We start from the raw sequence: 17,143 nt of genomic DNA, 5'->3' as shown, positions 1-17,143 counted from the left end.
TATTATTTATATAATTCTAATTACCTTTGTCCAGTAAATAATTAGTGGTAAAATTGTTTCATTCTTAAACAAATAAACTTATAAGCATGTATTAAATGAACACAATGCCTCTTTATAGTGATTTTCCGAAAAGGTCTTATATATATTAAATTAGAATCTATCCGGAACTAAGTTGAGCAGGAGGTAAAAATGAAGAAAAAAGTTGGCATTTTTGTTCTTTTCTTGTTATTGATCATATGGCCTGCCGAAAAAATGAAGGCAGCGGAAACTTCGACGCCGTCAGGTATCCCGTTCCAAAATCTTGAGGAATTTGTCGACAAATACGTTGAAGACTATATTGGCACAAGTGTGGCAGGGGCAAGCATCGTCATCTTGAAAGAGGGTGAGATTGTTCTTTCAAAAGGCTATGGTTACTCCGATGTCAGCAAGAAAGTACCTGTTGACCCTGCAAGTACCGTGTTTGAATGGGGATCTATCAGTAAATTGGTTGTATGGACAGCAGTCATGCAATTGGTGGAAGAAGGGAAATTAGATTTGAATGCCGATATTCAATCCTATTTGCCTGACAACTTTCTAAGTAAACTCACTTTTAGTGAACCGATTACGATGCTTCATTTAATGAATCATAATGCGGGTTTTGAAGATCGGGTGTTTGATTTGGGTTTTGCTTCTGAAACACAGGTGAAATCATTAGAAGAGGGGCTAAGGATTGCAGAACCCCGGCAAGTATACCGGCCAGGTGAAGTGGTGGCCTACTCAAATTATTCGACTTCTTTAGCTGCTTTTGTGGTAGAACGGGTGACTACTAAAAAATTCCACGAATATGCTGCTGAAAATATTTTTTCGAAAGTCGGCATCGATAACTCAGCAGTCTATTTGCCAACTAAAGAAAATCTTTCTGTCTTTACTGAAAAAGCAGTTGGGTATGAATTATTGCAACCTTCCCAATTTAAACCTTCCACACCATTTTATATGTCTCTTTATCCGAGTGGCGGAATAAATGGAACCGCTGAAGATTTAGCATTATTCGCGAAAGCATTAATGCCTTCTTTGGAAAAAGAGGGAAATCGTTTATTTCACAATGAAAGTACGTTGGATGAATTATTGTCCACAAGCTATCAGGCGAACTCGAACATGCCAGGCGTAGCACACGGTTTGTGGGAATATAACGGGAAATACAGGGGAGTAACTCATGCGGGCAACACGACATCCTTTTCAGGAAATCTTCATATCGTTCCGGAAGACCATTTTGCGGTCATGATTCTTACCAATCAAGCAGGAGAAATAGACTTGTCCTACGGTTTGATAAAAGAGATAGTCGGTGAGAAAAAACATAAAATCGGAGATGATTTGCCGGATGCAGACGAAGTAAGTGGAACTTACATAACGGCCCGCAGAATGCACAGTGGATTTCTAAGCGTCTATTATTATTTATCTCCTTTAAAAATCAGCCCGCTTAGTTCCGATCGGATTAAAGTAAGTATATCAGGCAGAACAGCCACTTATGTCCAGACAGAAGCTTATGTGTATAGAATGGAAAAAGGCGATAATCTTTTCTTGCCAAATCAGGATTTCTATTTTGAGGTAGAAAACAGCAAAGTCAAAAAGATTTCAACTTCCATTTCTGATTATCTTCCACTGGATAAAAGTATTCCATTTTTAAAGGTTAGTCTCGCGATGTTCATACTAGTCATCGTTTATTCGTTTGGAATGACCATACTTTTAATGTTTATAATGCTAAAGAAAAAGCTGAAGAAGGAAGTGTATTCACCAATATCGGTTTGGTATTTTGCCTTGAACTTCTGTTCGACCGCTTTGTTGATTAACATCATGGTTTTAGCTTTAAGGATGCTGCAAAATAGTGATCGCGCTTATTCGGAAATTATTCTCCACATTTGGCTGAATTATGGATTAACAGCTGCGTGTGTATTCCTGAGTTTTCAACTGGCAGTGAAATGGAAAAAGGTAGGATTGAGCGCTTTACAAAAAGCGGTTTATGTTCTGGCCATCGGAAATTTTTTAATTCTTTTCATCCTGATGATTATCTGGGAGTTTTACTCATGATTATTTGTTTTGGGAAGGGGAATCGCTAAGTGGCACTGCTTTTCTGTAAAAAGAACGGAAAATCCTGTAGAAAGCCAATATATGGTTCTAACTTTGGACGTACCTAAAACCGTTAAAGATATGGAGAAGAATGAAAGCGGATTATAAACACACAAAAAGCCATCAGAATTTTGATGGCTTTTTGTGTTGGCTATCTAAAACTTAATTTTAAATTGATCGTACTTTTCGTTGTTTCAACACGAGCCAAACAATGACCAGGACAATTGGTATTAATAAGTAATTTGCGTATTGCCCGAATAATTCACCCGCCATAGCCCACTGAGGCCCAAGGCGGTAGCCCAAGTAGACATAGATGGTTGTAACCGGAAGCATTGCGATATAAGTAAAGAAAATAAATTTCCAGACATTCATTTTGGCCATACCGCATGGAATGGAAACGGCAGTACGGACTCCAGGGACAAATCTCCCTAAAAAAGCGACACCGGCACCGTATTTCTCGAAAAAGCGGTCGGATTTATCAATATGTTCTTCTTTGACAAGAAAATACTTCCCGTATTTGATGACCATCGGGCGTCCGCCGTAGCGTCCTAGTGCATATAAGGTCAATGGCCCAAGAACTCCACCGATCGAACCCGCTAAAATCGCGCCATATAAAACAAGATCACCTTCATAAACCCAATAGCCTGCAAGGGGAAGCACAAGCTCGGCGGGAACAAATTCAAAAGTCAGCGCCAGCATGATCCCGAAATAGGACAGACTTTTAAGCGCCTCCATCATCTGTAAAATCAAAACTTCCATGTTTTAACCTCCAATATCATGTGGATGCTGCTAGGAAATCAGCAAAATCCAATCTCTCCACAAAGTAGAAAGTATACCATAATATATGGGAAGTCAAAATAGGGAATTTTTCTTTTGTTTTTCAGTTTCCAGATTTTTTTAATGCATGAATTTCATTTTCTGCTTGAAAAAGGAACAATCGGGTAAAACCTGGTTCATCAATTGACGGGCTTAGAAATTTGATGATCTGGAGAGTTAATTGGCTGGACCGTGATTTACGGAAGTCAATTGAGTTTGAACCGAAAAAATTTTAGCGTTTACATTTGTGATGCCGAAACCTGATAATCTTTTAGTGTGCATATCGACATATTTTTCAGCTGTTTCTTTAGATTCAAAAAGATAAATTCCGCCTGCTTCCATGGCGTCCTTATTTTCTGTCCAGATCTTCCACTTAAATCCTTCTTCTTGGTTAATGCTTTCTGCCAAGTCTGCAAAAGCTGATGTCATTTCTTCACCGAATGGTCCATCCGTTTTAAAATCCACTTGTAAAATATAAGCCAATTAAATCATAGCCCTTCATTTTTAGTAAATGTATAATAGCGTTCCCCTAATATTTCTTTCGTCTCATAAGATTGGCCAGAAAGTTCTTTTTCAGCAAAAACTGCAATCTGTTCTTGATCCACTTCGTACATCACTTCGATTTCCTTGGAAAATAAAAGCTGTTCTTTTTTTAGCAAGTCGGCCAATAGCGGCTGATGCTTGGCTTGCGGCACATCACCTAAAAGACGCTGCAATCCATCCACATACTTTTCCAGTGGCTGTCCGCCGACAATTTTGACACCTTTCATATCTTCAATGACCAGAATGATGGAAGGGAATCCTCTTGCACCTAAGCTGCGGGCAAGTGCAAAGTCCTCATTTAACGCTTGTTTAGCTGAAGGCTCGGCAGATTTCTGAATGATTGCTTCACCATCAAGTCCCATGCCGTTTACGATTTCAATCAAAACTGCATCGCTCGAAATATTTTGGTTGAAAACGAATAGTGCTTCTCGTGCACGGCGCATATATTCATTCGCTTTTTCTTCATTGATCTGCGATTGAATGACTTTAAATACGCGCGACGGAGGATAGGACGACTGCACCGGATTATCAATCATCAAAGAACCATCAATCGGCATCCGGGAATATTCCCCGACTTCTCTCCAATGGCCTGCGACATCTGAAGGTTTGTAAATGCCGTTTGCCGGGTCAATCGGGCCATCATTCCATTTTTCCAATAAGCCGCCCATAACTGTCTGGAACTTAAAATAGCTGCCGTATTGCTCAACAAAACGGCGAAGTACAGGTTCAAGTGCCCAGCAATGGGAACAGATTGGATCCGTTACATAGTAAAGCGTAATGGTTTTATTCGGTTGGCCAAAATCGATAAGTCCTGTTTCTTCTTCTTCGACCGGTCCACAAATGCCTGTTTCAAGATCGCACATCTGATTTTGAAGTTTATTGTCCATTTTTTCTTCCTCCTCTAAATAATTCGAGCATCTAATTTGCTATACACTTGAATCTTAAGTCAATATGAGAAGGAGAGACACCAATAATTATTCGATTTTGTCGCTTAAGCAACACATTTGGAATATTGTCTATTAAATTGGAGTGAAAAGATGATGGATCAAGCGAAGATGGATCCCCGTGCCGTACGCACACGTAAATTAATCATGGATTCTTTCATCACGCTTTCAGAACGGAAAGAGTTTAAAGATATCACCGTAAAAGATATAACGATGGAGGCAATGATCAACCGGGCTACCTTCTACCGGCATTTCGAAGATATTTACGATTTGCTGGAGAAAGCCTTGTCTGAAGTTCTTTTGGTCAATCTGGATTCTGCAGCCTTTACGGAAAGGGAACTGGATGAGCAAACGTTCTTTCAGCTATTCGAGGCTGTAACAAATTTTCAGCAATCCATTTCTCATCGGTGCCATAGCGGCTATGAAGAGACGATTGCCCGCATAATCCGGGACCAGCTCGAAGTGATTTTCTTTAAGTTGCTCACTAAGAAAAATCCTCAAGCAAACGCGGACTCCCTTCATCTGACTGCGGTCATGCTCAGCTGGGGAATATATGGTGCTTCTGTCGAATGGAAAAGGAATGGCGGGTTATCGCCCGAAACGTTTATCAAAGGGGCTATTCCCTTTATTCGATTTGGCCTTGAAGCTGAATAACAGATTACGAAGCAAACATTCTAAATCAAAATAAATCCCGCCAGTTCACTATGAACTGATGGGGTTTATATATAGAAACGAAACAGGCTATTTTCGACACATTACGAAAAAGTATGAGTGCCTGGCGCTTATGCTTTTTTTGGTTTAGACTAGAGAATAGATGAATTTTTTCGCTATTTTGAAAATAGTTGGGATCCATATAAGAAAGAAGGTCATTTAGATGAAAGTTGCAGTGATTGTTGGAAGTGTCCGGAAAGAATCGTTCAACCGGAAATTAGCGGAATTTGTGAAAAACCGGTATGCCGGCCGTTTTGAAATCGAAATCTTGGATCTTAGCGTATTGCCATTATATAACCAAGATATTGAAAACGACATGCCGCCGGAAATTATCGGATTTAAAAAAGAAAGTGAAAGAAGCAGATTCCGTCTTGTGGGTGACGCCTGAATACAATGCCACCATTCCAGGTGTTCTAGGTAACGCAATCGACTGGCTATCCCGCGTGGATAAAGTCATGATCGGGAAGCCTTCTTGGATCATGGGCGCATCCATGGGCAATTTAGGGACAGTGAAAGCGCAAATGCATTTGCGTGATATTTTATTTGCGGCAGGCCTTCAATCGCCGGTTTTGATCGGCAATGATGTATACATCGGCGCGGTCCATACAAAAATGGATGAAGAAGGCAACATTACCGATGAAGCTACAGTCGCTTATTTGGATACGGTCGTTACTAATTTTGAAAAATGGATGGAAAGATTTTAAGCAGTAAAATGAATCTTGACTGAAAACCGCTGTGCCGACTAGGCCAGCGGTTTTTTTATTGCCATAAAATTGGACTGTTTAGCTTTGGCGGGCAAGGGAACAAATGATAGTGGAAGCAAAAATGAAATTTACCATGGAAGGATGAGAGGAATGCAGCCATTAAAAGCGCTATTTTTAAATTGCTCGTTAAAAAGTTCAGACGAAACATCCAACACGGAAGGATTCATGAATGATGTTCAAGTGCATTACAACAGCCTTGGCGTAGAATCGGAAATCGTTCGCTTAGCCGATTATCGCATTGCATTTGGTGTTCAGGAGGATATGGGCGGGGACGATCAATGGCCGGAGATTCTTGAAAAGGTCAAGGATGCAGACATTTTAATCATCGGTACACCGATTTGGCTCGGCGAAAAAAGTTCACTTGCGACAGTTGCCATAGAGCGCTTATACGGCAGCAGCAGTGTGACCAATGACAAAGGACAGGCCATTTTCTACAACAAAGTAGGAGGGGCGATAATTACCGGAAATGAAGATGGTGCAAAGCATTCAGCCGCCTCACTTCTGTATGGATTGTCGCATATCGGTTTTTTGATCCCTCCTAACGTAGACGCGTATTGGGTAGGAGAAGCGGGTCCAGGGGCTTCCTATATTGAAGCCGGACGGGAAAATGAGTTTACGAAATCGACGATTGAACGCTTAGCTTATAATACGTACCATTTAGCAGGGCTATTGAAAAACAACCCCATCCCTGCAGAAGGAAATACTTTGGGGTGAGTTCAACTGCTAAATATACAAATGAAAAAACCAGTGAGGAAATTTATCCCTACTGGTTTTTTCGTCGTATCTAAATTTTCGCTTTTGTGTCTAGCGCGGCTGGAGATTTCCAGACAAACGTAAGTGCGATTCCAATGGCCAAAACGACAGTTGCGAAATAGAAGGGGTAATTCAAATCGATATCAAAAAGAATACCGCCGATGATCGGCCCGATAATATTGCCGATGCTCGTAAACATCGAGTTCATCCCGCCGACAAATCCTTGCTCATTCCCCGCAATCCGCGAAAGGTAAGTTGTAACTGCCGGACGCATCAAATCGAAACCGGTGAAGACCGTCATGGTCACTAAAAGGATCGCCCAATAGCTTGTGACATAAGTCAATACAAGCACAAGAACTGTGGAGACGATCAAACTGTAGCGGATCAAACTGATTTCACCGATCCACCGGGTCAGACGGTCAAACAATCCGACTTGAACGATGACACCGACAATTGCGCCCAAGGAAATGACAATGGCAATATCTTTAGCAGTAAAACCAAATTTATGGTCAACGAATAAAGCGAAAAGCGACTCAAACGAAGCAAGGCCGAAAGAGGAAATTAAGATGACCATGAACGCAATGAAATACATCGGTGCGAAGATTCTTCCGAAGCCGCTTTTTTGAATCGGCTGATCATCGTATTCATCATTTCGAGCCGGTTCTTTCAATGTGATGAGCGATAGAATGGTCGCAAAAAGGCCAAATCCAGCTGCAAAGAAGAATGGAAGGCGTGTGCTGATGTCAGCCAAAAACCCGCCGATTCCAGGCCCGATGATAAAACCGGTGGAAATGGCTGCAGACATATAGCCTAATGCTTTCGGTCGGGTGTTGCTCGTTGTGATATCTGCGATAAAAGCCGTAACTGCCGGCATGATAAATGCAGCACTGATGCCGCCGAGAATCCGTGAAGCGAACAGAACTTCAACGGTTTCGCCAATCCCGAAAAGCAATTCGGAGACACTGAAAATGAGCAAACCGATAATGATCATTGGCTTCCGGCCGAATTTGTCTACCCATTTCCCGGCAATTGGCGACATGATCAATTGAGCGAGGGCAAATGCAGAAACCATATAGCCAACTACTGTCCCCGAGATATTCAATTCATTCATAATGGTTGGCGTAACAGGAATGACGAGGCCGATTCCTAAAAACGCGATAAATAAGTTTAACAATAAAGTGGCTAATACAAGTTTGTTGGTTTTCACGTAAAATTCTCCTTTAAATGGCCATACAAGTTAAAAGTCCGTTTAGTAAGTTGGTCTAAAGCGCAAGTCCGCGCCAAAATATCGGCCAGATGGCTTCAAACCGTTTTTCATATTGTTCTTGCCCGCTGTAAACGAGTTCCGTCATTGTGCCTTCCGCAATCGTCAGGAAAGCCAAAGCCGCTTTACTGTAATCATCTTCATACAGGACTTTTTGATGCCGTTCACGTTCTCGCAGCAAACGGGTGAGATGGCGATGCATATCATCTAAAAAAGGATCAAACAGCTGGCCGACTTCCTTTTCTAATTTCAAAGGCGGGAAATAGGCGGTCCGTATGATAAATTTCATTTGAACATTTTCATCTGTCTCTTTTGCAAACCAGTGGAAGTATCCGGATAAGACTTTATCCAATGGCTGGTGGCGGGAAAGATTAAAATAAGAAGCCATCTGTGTTTTTTGGGATTCCATTGAATAGTGTAATGCAGACATAAACAGATCGTCTTTGCTTTTATAATGGGCATAGATGGAAGGCTTTTTAATGCCGACTTCTTCAGCAATTTTGCTGAGTGAAGCCCCTTCATAGCCTTCTTCTGCGAAATGTTTCAATGCAGTTTCGAGTAAAAGAGTTGCTTTCAAAATTTCACCTTCCTAACGGTCGTTAGGAAATAATCTCATGAAACTTGATAGATGTCAAATGAAGCGAAGATTTCCAATGGAACCGAGCAGTGAATTAGTCAAACCTTTAAATATAAAAAACGGATGGAGAAAGGGCTGCATTCTCCATCCGTTCGATTTGTTCAGTTGTTGCCGCCTCATTAATTGCGCTGGATATCGCTCCATGTGTTGATCTCTTTCCATGGAAGGTCAGAGAAGATGGCGATCAAGTCGCTGCCAGACCACTGGGCTACTGCTAAAATACTGCCAAAAAATAATAACGCGGATATTCCGACGATCAGATTCGCTTCCACAGCGATTCTGAATTCACTTTTTTCATTCATCTGATTGGCCCCTTATGCGCCTCGTTTCTTCTATTAAAAAGCAACGAGGCGGCGTTGTTTTTAATAGATGGGTTTAAAGGTCTGAGGGCCTTAGGAGAGGTAGTTGGATTGGTGGTGGATTACATTAATGAATCCAAAAAACGCAGCGTTCCTGAAAACCGGAACTTCTGGTTTTTGAAGAGAGGGTTCCGCTCGATCGTAAAAAGGAATTGGCAAAGCGGCTGTAGGCGCTTGCTTTTCCCATTTTTGGACGAGCATCAATGTAGAAGGGCTGAGGGCGTCCACTTTGGTGACTATCTTCATTGAAGAAATAATCGGTTCTTCATCGAAAGCTTGGGAAGGCAATTGGTTTGTTTCTTGAATCGGGTTAGCGAATAGGAAAAAACACAATAAAATCATTATTTCTGCGATAGCCACTTTTTTCATTTTCTCAACTCCTTTCGCTTCTTATCATATTCAATTGGGGTCTATGAAACAAGAGAGAAATTTAGAAAAAGGGCTAAGTATAAAATAGGAATATATGGTAAGCTAGTGGTATCTAACTTAAAATCAATCTGCAAGGAGCTGAATGGCCTATTTTTGCCTTTCGCTCCTTGAAAGTTTCCCCTATAGAACGGAGCAATGACGATGGCTAAAGAAACGACCGGGAACTCTAAAATTTTCGAAATCACAAAAATCATCAATAAAAAACTTGAACTGAATGAAGTTTTGGATTATGTGACTTCTGCTATATCAGAAGAAATTATCCAATGCGATGCTGTTGGGATATTCCTTCCGGTAGGGGACGGCACTTTTAGAGGCAGCGCAGGCAAACCGGATTTTATGAATGGGATGTCGATTTATTCTTTGGTGATTGACCCGGAAACGGATCTTTTAGCAAAAGAATTAATCGAGACAAAAAAAACCATCTATATCGAAGATGCCATGAATGACCACCGGCCGAATCCGCAAATATGCGAAGCTTTGCAAATCAAATCGTTACTGGCATTGCCGATCATCTACAAAGAGGAAATGCTGGGAATGGTCCAGTTATTTTATTTTAACTTCATCCAAATGGACGATTCCGAAATCCAAAGTGCCGAAGCGTACGTGAACATGGCGGCTATTGCCATTCAGAACGCTAAGAACTTGGAACAAAAAGAAAAAGTCGTCAGTGAGAAACAACTCTTATTGGATGCAAACCGAGAACTTTCGGCTTGTTCCTCTATTGAGGATTGTTTGACGATCTGCTTTTCCTATGTACGCAAAATATGGGGGAGCCGAAACGCGGCTTTGCATACAAGAGATTCGAGCAACAGATCGGGATTTGCCATCAAGAAAATAAGCGAAAATGCCCTATGGCCAATCGAAGACTGGACATCGGGCATGAATGATAAAACGGGCCAGGTCTTCGAAGAAACATTGCGTGAAGTGTTTCGCAATAAAGAAATGGCGATCATTCCGTTGGATGGAAAGCGAAGGGTCCTTCTGTTTCCGATGATTTCCAGAGGAAAAGTTTTGGGTGTCCTTACGGTTGAATCGTTTTTCGAGAAGACAATTTCCATGAACAACCCGGACATCCAATTGGTTCAATCGATACTTGACGCCACTGCCATAAATTTTGATAATTTATTGCAGATGGAGCAGTTAGAGGAATTAGTAGATGAACGGACTAAAGAGTTGGCCAATGCCAACGAACGGGTCACAGATGTAATTGAAAGCATCACCGATGGTTTTTTTGCGGTCAATAAAGAATGGAAATTCATCTATATTAACAAGCACCAGCCATTGCCAAAAGGAATGGAACCCAATGACCTCATCGGCAAATCGATTTGGGATACATTCCCAGAACTAGCCAGCACGGCAATGTTCGAACAATTCCATAAAGCCATGTTTGACAGAATACCGGTTCATTTTGAATTGTCTTCAGATTCGGGTATTTTCTGGCAGGAAATGGTGGCATACCCGTACGATGAGGGAATCTGCTGTTTGTCGAAAAACATAACAGAAAAAAAGAATTTCGAGAAAGAATTGAAGCGCTTAGCCAATTTGGAGCTGATCGGCCATATGGCTGCAGGAATCAGCCATGAAATCCGCAATCCCATGACTACTGTTAGAGGGTTTCTTCAATTATTGACGATGGAAGACTTGGGAGAGCATAAAAAATACTTCAAGTTGATGATCGATGAACTGGACCGCGCCAATTCGATCATCACAAAATTCCTTGCCATGGGGAATATCAATAAATCCGATTTGAAAAAATCGGATCTGAATGCATTGATTTACGATGTGGCACCGCTATTGGAAATCGATACGATCAACCAAAACAAATTGATCGATATCCAGACGTCTCAGATTCCTGAGCTTTTCCTGAACCAAGATGAGATCAAACAATTGCTGATTAACCTATGCCGCAACGGCCTGGAAGCGATGGAAGCTGGCCGGACCCTTTCGATTTCCACGTATATGAAAGAAGACGGGGACGTTGTATTGGAAGTGCGGGATCAAGGAACTGGAATCGAAAAAGACATTCTTGAAAAACTCGGTACGCCGTTCTATACGACCAAAGACAATGGCACAGGGCTAGGGCTTGGCGTATCTTATGGCATCGCAGCAAGGCATAATGCGAAAATCGAAATCGAGACCAGTCCTGAAGGAACAGTGTTCTATACATTGTTCAAACCGATGATCTGAGTCCAGATATGAAAGAAGCTGCTTTTTAAAAGCAGTTTCTTTTTTTATTTGGCTGTTTCTTGCAATATTGTAAGGATAGCGTCATCTAGAACAAACGCAAGTTTCGGTTTCCCCTCGTATACTAAGGTTAATAAAGGAGTTGCTTACAAAAGGCGCGCTGAAGTTCAGCCAAGGAAAAAGTGAGCAGCATGTCCTTAATATGAGAGGGGTAATTAGTATGAAAAAAATGGCATTGATGGGTGCATCAGCAATTCTAGCAGGGGCTTTGCTTTCCGGATGCGGATGGTTTGAAAAAGCGAACGGGCTGATCGTATATGGAGATGGGCCGAATATCGACGAAGTTTTAAAACTGGAACAAGCGGCAGCGGATGATAAAAAAGAAGAAATCAAATTGGTCAGCGACGACCAGTATCAAATCAAGTTAGCGGAAGACAACGGCGAAAAAGTCATGGTATTGAGTGAGAAAACAGCGCAAGCACTTATAGACAAAGAGTTGTTAAGAGAAGTGATCCAAGGAGACAAGACGGAAGCAGTAGAAAGCGTGTCAGATTTGTCGAAAGGTGAAGCGGTTCTTTACGCGAAAGAAAAACAGGAAGATGTAACAGTTGGCGGCAAAGAGTTGAAAGCGGAATATGGCGGCAACTCCATCATCGGAAACGGCAGAGCATATGTGGATAAATTCCTGATTGTTGACGATGCGGATTGGAATGAGATGGACGGAGAAGAAAAAATCATGGCGGTCCTGGAATATGATAATGACCCAAGTGTCCGAATAATGCAGTATGACGTAGAAGGCAACCAGCTCGTTCGAATTGAAGGGTGATGAAACGGGTCTTGCCCCTTTACTGGGGTGGGCCTTTTTTCGTTGTCGTTGCTTGTCGCTTCGAGTTTCCAGTAGAATGTATGAAAGAAAGGGCGTGTATGGTGGATGGACATGAAAGTATATATTGTAGAAGATGATCCGGCAATCTTTCAAGCGCTGCAGGAAGGATTGCAAAAATGGGGGCTTGAAGCCGTCGGGCCAGAGAATTTCCAGGAAATTTTAACAAAGTTTATCGAACAAAAACCGCATTTGGTCATCATGGACATTCAATTGCCGGTATACGATGGATTCCATTGGTGCCGTGAAATCCGCGCGGTTTCAAAAGTGCCGATCATTTTCCTTTCGTCACGCGACCATCCGATGGATATGGTCATGGCGATGCAGATGGGGGCAGATGATTATGTGCAAAAGCCGTTCCATTCAGACGTTTTGATCGCTAAAATTCAAGCTACGCTTCGGCGCGTCTATTCATATGGAGAAGAGGTATCCGACGTAAAAGAATGGAACGGGGCGGTTATCGATTTAAAACGTGGACTTATCCGACGGGATGAAAAGGAAGTTGAACTGACGAAAAACGAATTCTTTATCTTGAGTGTGTTAGTAGATGCAAAAGACGAAATCGTTTCGCGTGATGAATTGATCCGTAAATTATGGGACGATGAACGTTTTGTTAACGACAATACCTTAACCGTGAATGTCACAAGACTCCGTCAAAAACTCGCGGAACTCGATTTAGGCGATGCCATCATCACGAAAAAAGGGCTCGGCTATGTAGCCGTCACATTTTAGAAAAGAGGGGTTCGATGTTCTTACGTTTTTTGCGCGACCGCTTAAGCTGGATCTTATTCATTATCCTTGCATTAAGTGCCATCGACTTGCTGCTATGGCTGGACCCGGGAGTTGATGTTGAGGCTTCCTCAGTTATTTATATGAATGCCTTATTGCTCATTTCTCTCGTTTGTTTCATCGTCTGGCGCTACTTTAAAGAAACCGCTTATCTGAAAGAACTCGCCTCATTGAGTGAATCGAGCGGAATGGATTGGGTTGAAGGATTACCCGATGCTTCTTTTAGACAGGATGAAATCGTCAACGATCTTTTAATTGAAAAAGGCATGCTCTTTTCAACCCAGCTGCAGGAAATCCGGAAAAGCAGCATGATCCAAGGCGATTACACAGCGGCATGGGTGCATGAAGCCAAAGCACCGCTGACCGCTATGAAACTAATCATTGACTCGAATCGAAATTTGCCAGCCGTAAAGCGAATTGAAGCGGAATGGCTGCGCATCTATTTACTGATTGACCAGCAATTATACATAAGCCGGCTGCCCACGCTTGAAAGTGATTATTCCTTGGAAGAAGTCGAACTGAAAGAATTGGTTTCGGCTGAAATCCGGGAATTGATGTCTTGGTGCTTAGAAAAAAACTTAGCGGTGGATATGGATGGCTTGGATAAAAAAGTGATTACGGATAAGAAATGGAGCCGTTTTGCATTGCGGCAAGTTCTGTCGAATGCAGTCAAGTACAGCCCCGACGGCGGAACGATTGCGATTTCTACACGGACTGAAGAAACGGGGCAGACTGTTTTAATGGTGGAAGACGAAGGTGCAGGAATTGCACCGCACGATTTGCCGAGGATATTCGATAAAGGCTTTACAGGTTCGACTGGGCGAATTCAAAATGCAGCCACTGGCCTCGGTTTGTATTTGGCGAAATTGGTGGCAGATAAAATCGGCATCCAGCTGCACGCTGAATCCGAATTGGCAAAAGGAACGACGATGGAATTGGCATTTTCCATTGAAAACGAATTCGATCATATCCGTAAGTGACGGCATTGTCACATTGGGCTTCCTGTTTGTCATGTAAATCAAACGACCGGGTGCAGTGCACGAGGTACGATAGGGATATAAGAAAACAGGGAGGCAAAAACAATGTTCACAAAAATAAAAGATGCGATCAAAACCAATAAAAAAACAGATACCCAATCCGTTCTTCAAGCCTATAATGTACGAAAGTCATTCGGCTCTAAAGGAAATGTCCAGCAAGTGCTAAAAGGCATCGACTTGCGCGTAGAAAAAGGGGAGTTTGTCGGCATCATGGGACCTTCCGGTGCTGGAAAGACGACGCTTCTGAATGTGCTTGCAACGATTGACCGGGCAACTGAAGGGACGATTACAATCAGCGGATCGGACATCTCAAAAATGAAAGATGCCCAATTGTCGGCATTCCGCCGCGACCGCCTCGGATTCATATTCCAGGATTACAATCTTCTGGACACATTGACAGTGAAAGAGAATATTTTACTTCCCGTTTCACTTGGCAAAGTGAGAAAAAAATTGGCAGAAGCGGAATTCCGCTCAATCGCTGATATCCTCGGCATCACGGAACTAGCAAACAAATACCCGCATGAAATTTCCGGCGGGCAAAAGCAGCGGACGTCAGCTGCCCGGGCGCTCATCAATCAGCCGTCAATGGTCTTTGCGGATGAACCAACAGGAGCGCTTGATTCAAAAGCCGCGTCATCCTTGCTGGGTACATTGGCAGACGTCAACGAAAAACGAGAAGTGACCATCATGATGGTTACGCATGATCCGCTCGCATCCAGCTACTGCAGCCGGGTGGTCTTCCTGAAAGACGGCAATATTTATTCCGAGTTGTACAAAGGCAATAAAACAAGACAGGCCTTTTTCCAGGAAATCTTGAACGTACAGGCTGTACTCGGGGGTGACAGCGTTGACGCTCTTTGATTTAGCCATTCGCAGCATGCGGAAAAACATCAAGCATTATTACCTTTATTTCTTTGCATTGATCTTGAGTGTGGTTTTGTATTTCGTGTTTGCCACGCTGCAATATGACCAGGCCATTGTTGAACAAGGAAACAAGATGATCAGCTCTGCCTTCTTGGCTGCTGGAATCTTGCTGATCTTCATCGCTGGGATTTTCATCGTTTATGCAAATTCGATTTTCTTGAAGAGAAGAAGCCGGGAAATCGGGCTTTATCAACTGATCGGGTTGAAAAAAAGAACGGTCGCCCGTCTATTGATCGTTGAAAATACATTGCTTGGAATCGGGGCTTTAATAGTAGGGATCGTAATCGGGATGCTTGTCTCGCGTGTTTTCCTGCTGCTTTTGTTAAAACTGATCGGTTTTGAAACAACGATCAGCGTGTCATTTTCAATCGAAGCAGTGCTGCAGACAATTGCTGTCTTTATCGGGATCTTTGCTTTAACGACGATCCAGATGATCCGGACGGTTTACCGCAACACCTTATTGTCGCTATTTAACACAGAAAAAGCCGGGGAACATCCAAAAAAACCAAAAACCAGTTCTGCAGCTGTATTGGCAGTGGCCGGGATTCTTTTGATCGGATTTGGCTATTGGCTCTCTGAAAGAATGTTCGATGCCAATTTCTTCTTGAATATCTCCGGTGTTTTAATCTCGACTATTGCCGGCACTTACTTGACCTTCCGCGTGACGCTCAGCTGGCTATTATACAAAATCAGAAGCCGCAAAGAAGGGCATCTTGGATTGAATAATAGTTTATCCATCGCGCCCTTGATGCATCGCTTAAAAGGTAATGCCAATTCATTGACGATCATTACCATCTTGTCAGCTATGACTTTGTCGATGATCGCCGGCGCTTATTCTTTCTACTATTCAACTGAACAGGAAGCACAAGCAAAAATGCCTTTTGACTTCATATTTGAAAATGAGGAAGCTTTTGCTTCTGAAATAAGTGCAGAAATGAAAGAAAAAGGCATCGATTTCCAGCAAGGCATTGTGGAAATATTGGTGACGGAAGGGCAACTTGAAGAAGGGGCTTTAGCTGTTCCAAGTGATCCGCTCTATATCGCCGTTGCAAGTGATGAGCAGCTTCAAAAAGCAGGAATTGAGATTGAAGCGCCGGGAACAAACAGTGCGAGCCTCCACTCGACATCTTCACTATCGATGTTCATGGATAATGAACGCTTGCCTGTGGATCTATACTTGCAGGATGTAAAAGAACCGATTGAAATTGAAGCTTTCGGTGAAGGGAATGTCATCAACTGGGAAACGTTTTACACCCAAGTTGTGGTGAATCCAAAGAAATATGAACAGCTGAAAACCGATTTAGCAGCAAAAGGTTCTGCCGAAATTCGTCGAATTGACGGATTCCATATTTTAAATGATGAAGATTTGGAAGAGGCATCAGCGCTTTATCACCAGCCCAAATACAACGGGAAAAATCCGCGCCAAGATTATTATTCGACGGTGAAAGAAGGGATGGAATCAAACGGATTGATGATTTTCATCGCCGGATTCCTAGGGCTCGTGTTCTTGGTTTCAACCGGAAGCATCCTGTATTTCAAGCAAATGACCGAAGCGGAACAAGAAAAACAAAGCTATTCCACTCTGCGCCAGCTTGGATTTTCGGTGAATGAGATCATGCAAGGCATTATCCGCAAGCAGATTTTCGTTTTTGGCTTGCCGCTAGTGATCAGTTTGGTGCATTCATTCTTTGCGCTAAAAGCTTTATCTTACTTTTTCCAGACGAATATCATGGTTTCAGCAGCAACCGTCATGATCTTATTCGCCATCATCTACCTGTTATTTGCTTTTTTGACAGTAGGCTATTACCGCAAGACAGTGAAAATGGCTTTAAGATAATCCTATTTTAAGCAAAAGGGCATCCTCTACTGGATGCCTTTTTCATTTTAGGCGGAAGGGGCGAAACAGGCACCTAACAATATTTAAACTTAATGCTTGACCATCGAAAAATCCCATGTTATGATTATCTCGAATTAAAGATAAATTAATGACACGCCAGTTCTGA

16 protein-coding genes and 1 pseudogene are annotated in these 17,143 nt (G+C 42.4%); 10 read left to right on the top strand and 7 right to left on the bottom strand.

Going from position 1 to position 17,143, the window contains the following annotated elements; translation table 11 throughout:
- Positions 1-189 precede the first annotated feature (189 nt).
- Positions 190-2,064: a serine hydrolase domain-containing protein gene (locus tag L0M13_RS09750; RefSeq protein ID WP_235196318.1), complete on the top strand. Its 1,875-nt coding sequence runs from the start codon at positions 190-192 to the stop codon at positions 2,062-2,064.
- 207 nt (positions 2,065-2,271) lie between these two features.
- Here L0M13_RS09750 and L0M13_RS09745 read toward each other — a convergent pair whose 3' ends face one another.
- The 3 genes from L0M13_RS09745 to L0M13_RS09735 form a co-directional block, all read right to left on the bottom strand.
- Entirely contained in the window at positions 2,272-2,862 is a 591-nt protein-coding gene (locus L0M13_RS09745; RefSeq protein WP_235196317.1) for a DedA family protein, read from the bottom strand.
- Between the two features lie 234 nt (positions 2,863-3,096).
- Positions 3,097-3,402: a monooxygenase gene (locus tag L0M13_RS09740; protein WP_235196316.1), complete on the bottom strand. Its 306-nt coding sequence runs from the start codon at positions 3,400-3,402 to the stop codon at positions 3,097-3,099.
- Between the two features lie 5 nt (positions 3,403-3,407).
- The gene (locus tag L0M13_RS09735) at positions 3,408-4,349 is read right to left on the bottom strand and encodes a DsbA family protein (RefSeq protein ID WP_235196315.1); all 942 of its coding nucleotides are present in this window, start codon (positions 4,347-4,349) and stop codon (positions 3,408-3,410) included.
- A gap of 153 nt (positions 4,350-4,502) precedes the next feature.
- On the opposite strand from L0M13_RS09735, the gene L0M13_RS09730 reads away from it, so the two are divergent.
- The 3 genes and pseudogenes from L0M13_RS09730 to L0M13_RS09720 all read left to right on the top strand — a co-directional run bounded on the left by L0M13_RS09730 (position 4,503) and on the right by L0M13_RS09720 (position 6,595).
- Positions 4,503-5,060 (top strand): TetR/AcrR family transcriptional regulator, encoded by a 558-nt coding sequence (locus L0M13_RS09730; RefSeq protein WP_235196314.1) that lies wholly within the window; start codon positions 4,503-4,505, stop codon positions 5,058-5,060.
- Between the two features lie 220 nt (positions 5,061-5,280).
- Positions 5,281-5,821: pseudogene (locus L0M13_RS09725) on the top strand (NADPH-dependent FMN reductase).
- A gap of 150 nt (positions 5,822-5,971) precedes the next feature.
- Positions 5,972-6,595: a flavodoxin family protein gene (locus L0M13_RS09720; RefSeq protein ID WP_235196313.1), complete on the top strand. Its 624-nt coding sequence runs from the start codon at positions 5,972-5,974 to the stop codon at positions 6,593-6,595.
- Between the two features lie 70 nt (positions 6,596-6,665).
- Here the strand turns inward: L0M13_RS09720 and L0M13_RS09715 are convergent, their stop codons facing one another.
- The 4 genes from L0M13_RS09715 to L0M13_RS09700 all read right to left on the bottom strand — a co-directional run bounded on the left by L0M13_RS09715 (position 6,666) and on the right by L0M13_RS09700 (position 9,263).
- The gene (locus L0M13_RS09715; protein WP_235196312.1) at positions 6,666-7,841 is read right to left on the bottom strand and encodes an MFS transporter; all 1,176 of its coding nucleotides are present in this window, start codon (positions 7,839-7,841) and stop codon (positions 6,666-6,668) included.
- A 55-nt stretch (positions 7,842-7,896) separates the two neighbouring features.
- Positions 7,897-8,475 (bottom strand): TetR/AcrR family transcriptional regulator, encoded by a 579-nt coding sequence (locus L0M13_RS09710; RefSeq protein ID WP_235196311.1) that lies wholly within the window; start codon positions 8,473-8,475, stop codon positions 7,897-7,899.
- 179 nt (positions 8,476-8,654) lie between these two features.
- The gene (locus L0M13_RS09705; protein WP_235196310.1) at positions 8,655-8,837 is read right to left on the bottom strand and encodes a hypothetical protein; all 183 of its coding nucleotides are present in this window, start codon (positions 8,835-8,837) and stop codon (positions 8,655-8,657) included.
- A gap of 90 nt (positions 8,838-8,927) precedes the next feature.
- Entirely contained in the window at positions 8,928-9,263 is a 336-nt protein-coding gene (locus L0M13_RS09700; protein ID WP_235196309.1) for a hypothetical protein, read from the bottom strand.
- Between the two features lie 201 nt (positions 9,264-9,464).
- Here L0M13_RS09700 and L0M13_RS09695 point away from each other — a divergent pair, with 201 nt between their 5' ends.
- The 6 genes from L0M13_RS09695 (at position 9,465) to L0M13_RS09670 (ending at position 16,977) form a co-directional block, all read left to right on the top strand.
- A complete protein-coding gene (locus L0M13_RS09695; protein WP_235196307.1) occupies positions 9,465-11,510 on the top strand; it encodes an ATP-binding protein in 2,046 nt (681 codons plus the stop codon).
- A 217-nt stretch (positions 11,511-11,727) separates the two neighbouring features.
- Positions 11,728-12,333 carry a lipoprotein BA_5634 family protein gene (locus L0M13_RS09690; RefSeq protein ID WP_235196306.1) on the top strand — a complete coding sequence of 202 codons (606 nt, stop codon included), beginning with the start codon at positions 11,728-11,730 and terminating at the stop codon, positions 12,331-12,333.
- Between the two features lie 111 nt (positions 12,334-12,444).
- A complete protein-coding gene (locus L0M13_RS09685) occupies positions 12,445-13,122 on the top strand; it encodes a response regulator transcription factor (RefSeq protein ID WP_235196305.1) in 678 nt (225 codons plus the stop codon).
- Between the two features lie 14 nt (positions 13,123-13,136).
- Positions 13,137-14,159 (top strand): sensor histidine kinase, encoded by a 1,023-nt coding sequence (locus L0M13_RS09680; protein WP_235196304.1) that lies wholly within the window; start codon positions 13,137-13,139, stop codon positions 14,157-14,159.
- Between the two features lie 102 nt (positions 14,160-14,261).
- Complete coding sequence (locus tag L0M13_RS09675; RefSeq protein WP_235196303.1) at positions 14,262-15,077, top strand: ABC transporter ATP-binding protein; 816 nt, start codon at positions 14,262-14,264, stop codon at positions 15,075-15,077.
- Positions 15,055-16,977 carry an ABC transporter permease gene (locus L0M13_RS09670; RefSeq protein ID WP_235196302.1) on the top strand — a complete coding sequence of 641 codons (1,923 nt, stop codon included), beginning with the start codon at positions 15,055-15,057 and terminating at the stop codon, positions 16,975-16,977. The genes L0M13_RS09675 and L0M13_RS09670 overlap by 23 nt, the downstream gene beginning before the upstream one ends.
- Positions 16,978-17,143: the final 166 nt, after the last annotated feature.

Source organism: Planococcus sp. 107-1, from assembly GCF_021513255.1.
Classification (GTDB): domain Bacteria; phylum Bacillota; class Bacilli; order Bacillales_A; family Planococcaceae; genus Planococcus.
The sequence above is the reverse complement of the archived record's forward strand: the minus strand, read 5'-3'. Positions and strand labels throughout refer to the sequence as shown.

Excerpts from the sequence above, each read along its gene's own strand:
- L0M13_RS09680 (WP_235196304.1), top strand. The coding sequence starts at position 13,137 with ATGTTCTTACGTTTTTTGCGCGACCGCTTAAGCTGGATCTTATTCATT.
- L0M13_RS09685 (WP_235196305.1), top strand. The coding sequence starts at position 12,445 with ATGAAAGTATATATTGTAGAAGATGATCCGGCAATCTTTCAAGCGCTG.
- L0M13_RS09690 (WP_235196306.1), top strand. The coding sequence starts at position 11,728 with ATGAAAAAAATGGCATTGATGGGTGCATCAGCAATTCTAGCAGGGGCT.
- L0M13_RS09720 (WP_235196313.1), top strand. The coding sequence starts at position 5,972 with ATGCAGCCATTAAAAGCGCTATTTTTAAATTGCTCGTTAAAAAGTTCA.
- L0M13_RS09695 (WP_235196307.1), top strand. The coding sequence starts at position 9,465 with ATGGCTAAAGAAACGACCGGGAACTCTAAAATTTTCGAAATCACAAAA.
- L0M13_RS09730 (WP_235196314.1), top strand. The coding sequence starts at position 4,503 with ATGGATCAAGCGAAGATGGATCCCCGTGCCGTACGCACACGTAAATTA.
- L0M13_RS09675 (WP_235196303.1), top strand. The coding sequence starts at position 14,262 with ATGTTCACAAAAATAAAAGATGCGATCAAAACCAATAAAAAAACAGAT.
- L0M13_RS09745 (WP_235196317.1), bottom strand. The coding sequence starts at position 2,862 with ATGGAAGTTTTGATTTTACAGATGATGGAGGCGCTTAAAAGTCTGTCC.
- L0M13_RS09705 (WP_235196310.1), bottom strand. The coding sequence starts at position 8,837 with ATGAATGAAAAAAGTGAATTCAGAATCGCTGTGGAAGCGAATCTGATC.
- L0M13_RS09735 (WP_235196315.1), bottom strand. The coding sequence starts at position 4,349 with ATGGACAATAAACTTCAAAATCAGATGTGCGATCTTGAAACAGGCATT.
- L0M13_RS09700 (WP_235196309.1), bottom strand. The coding sequence starts at position 9,263 with ATGAAAAAAGTGGCTATCGCAGAAATAATGATTTTATTGTGTTTTTTC.
- L0M13_RS09750 (WP_235196318.1), top strand. The coding sequence starts at position 190 with ATGAAGAAAAAAGTTGGCATTTTTGTTCTTTTCTTGTTATTGATCATA.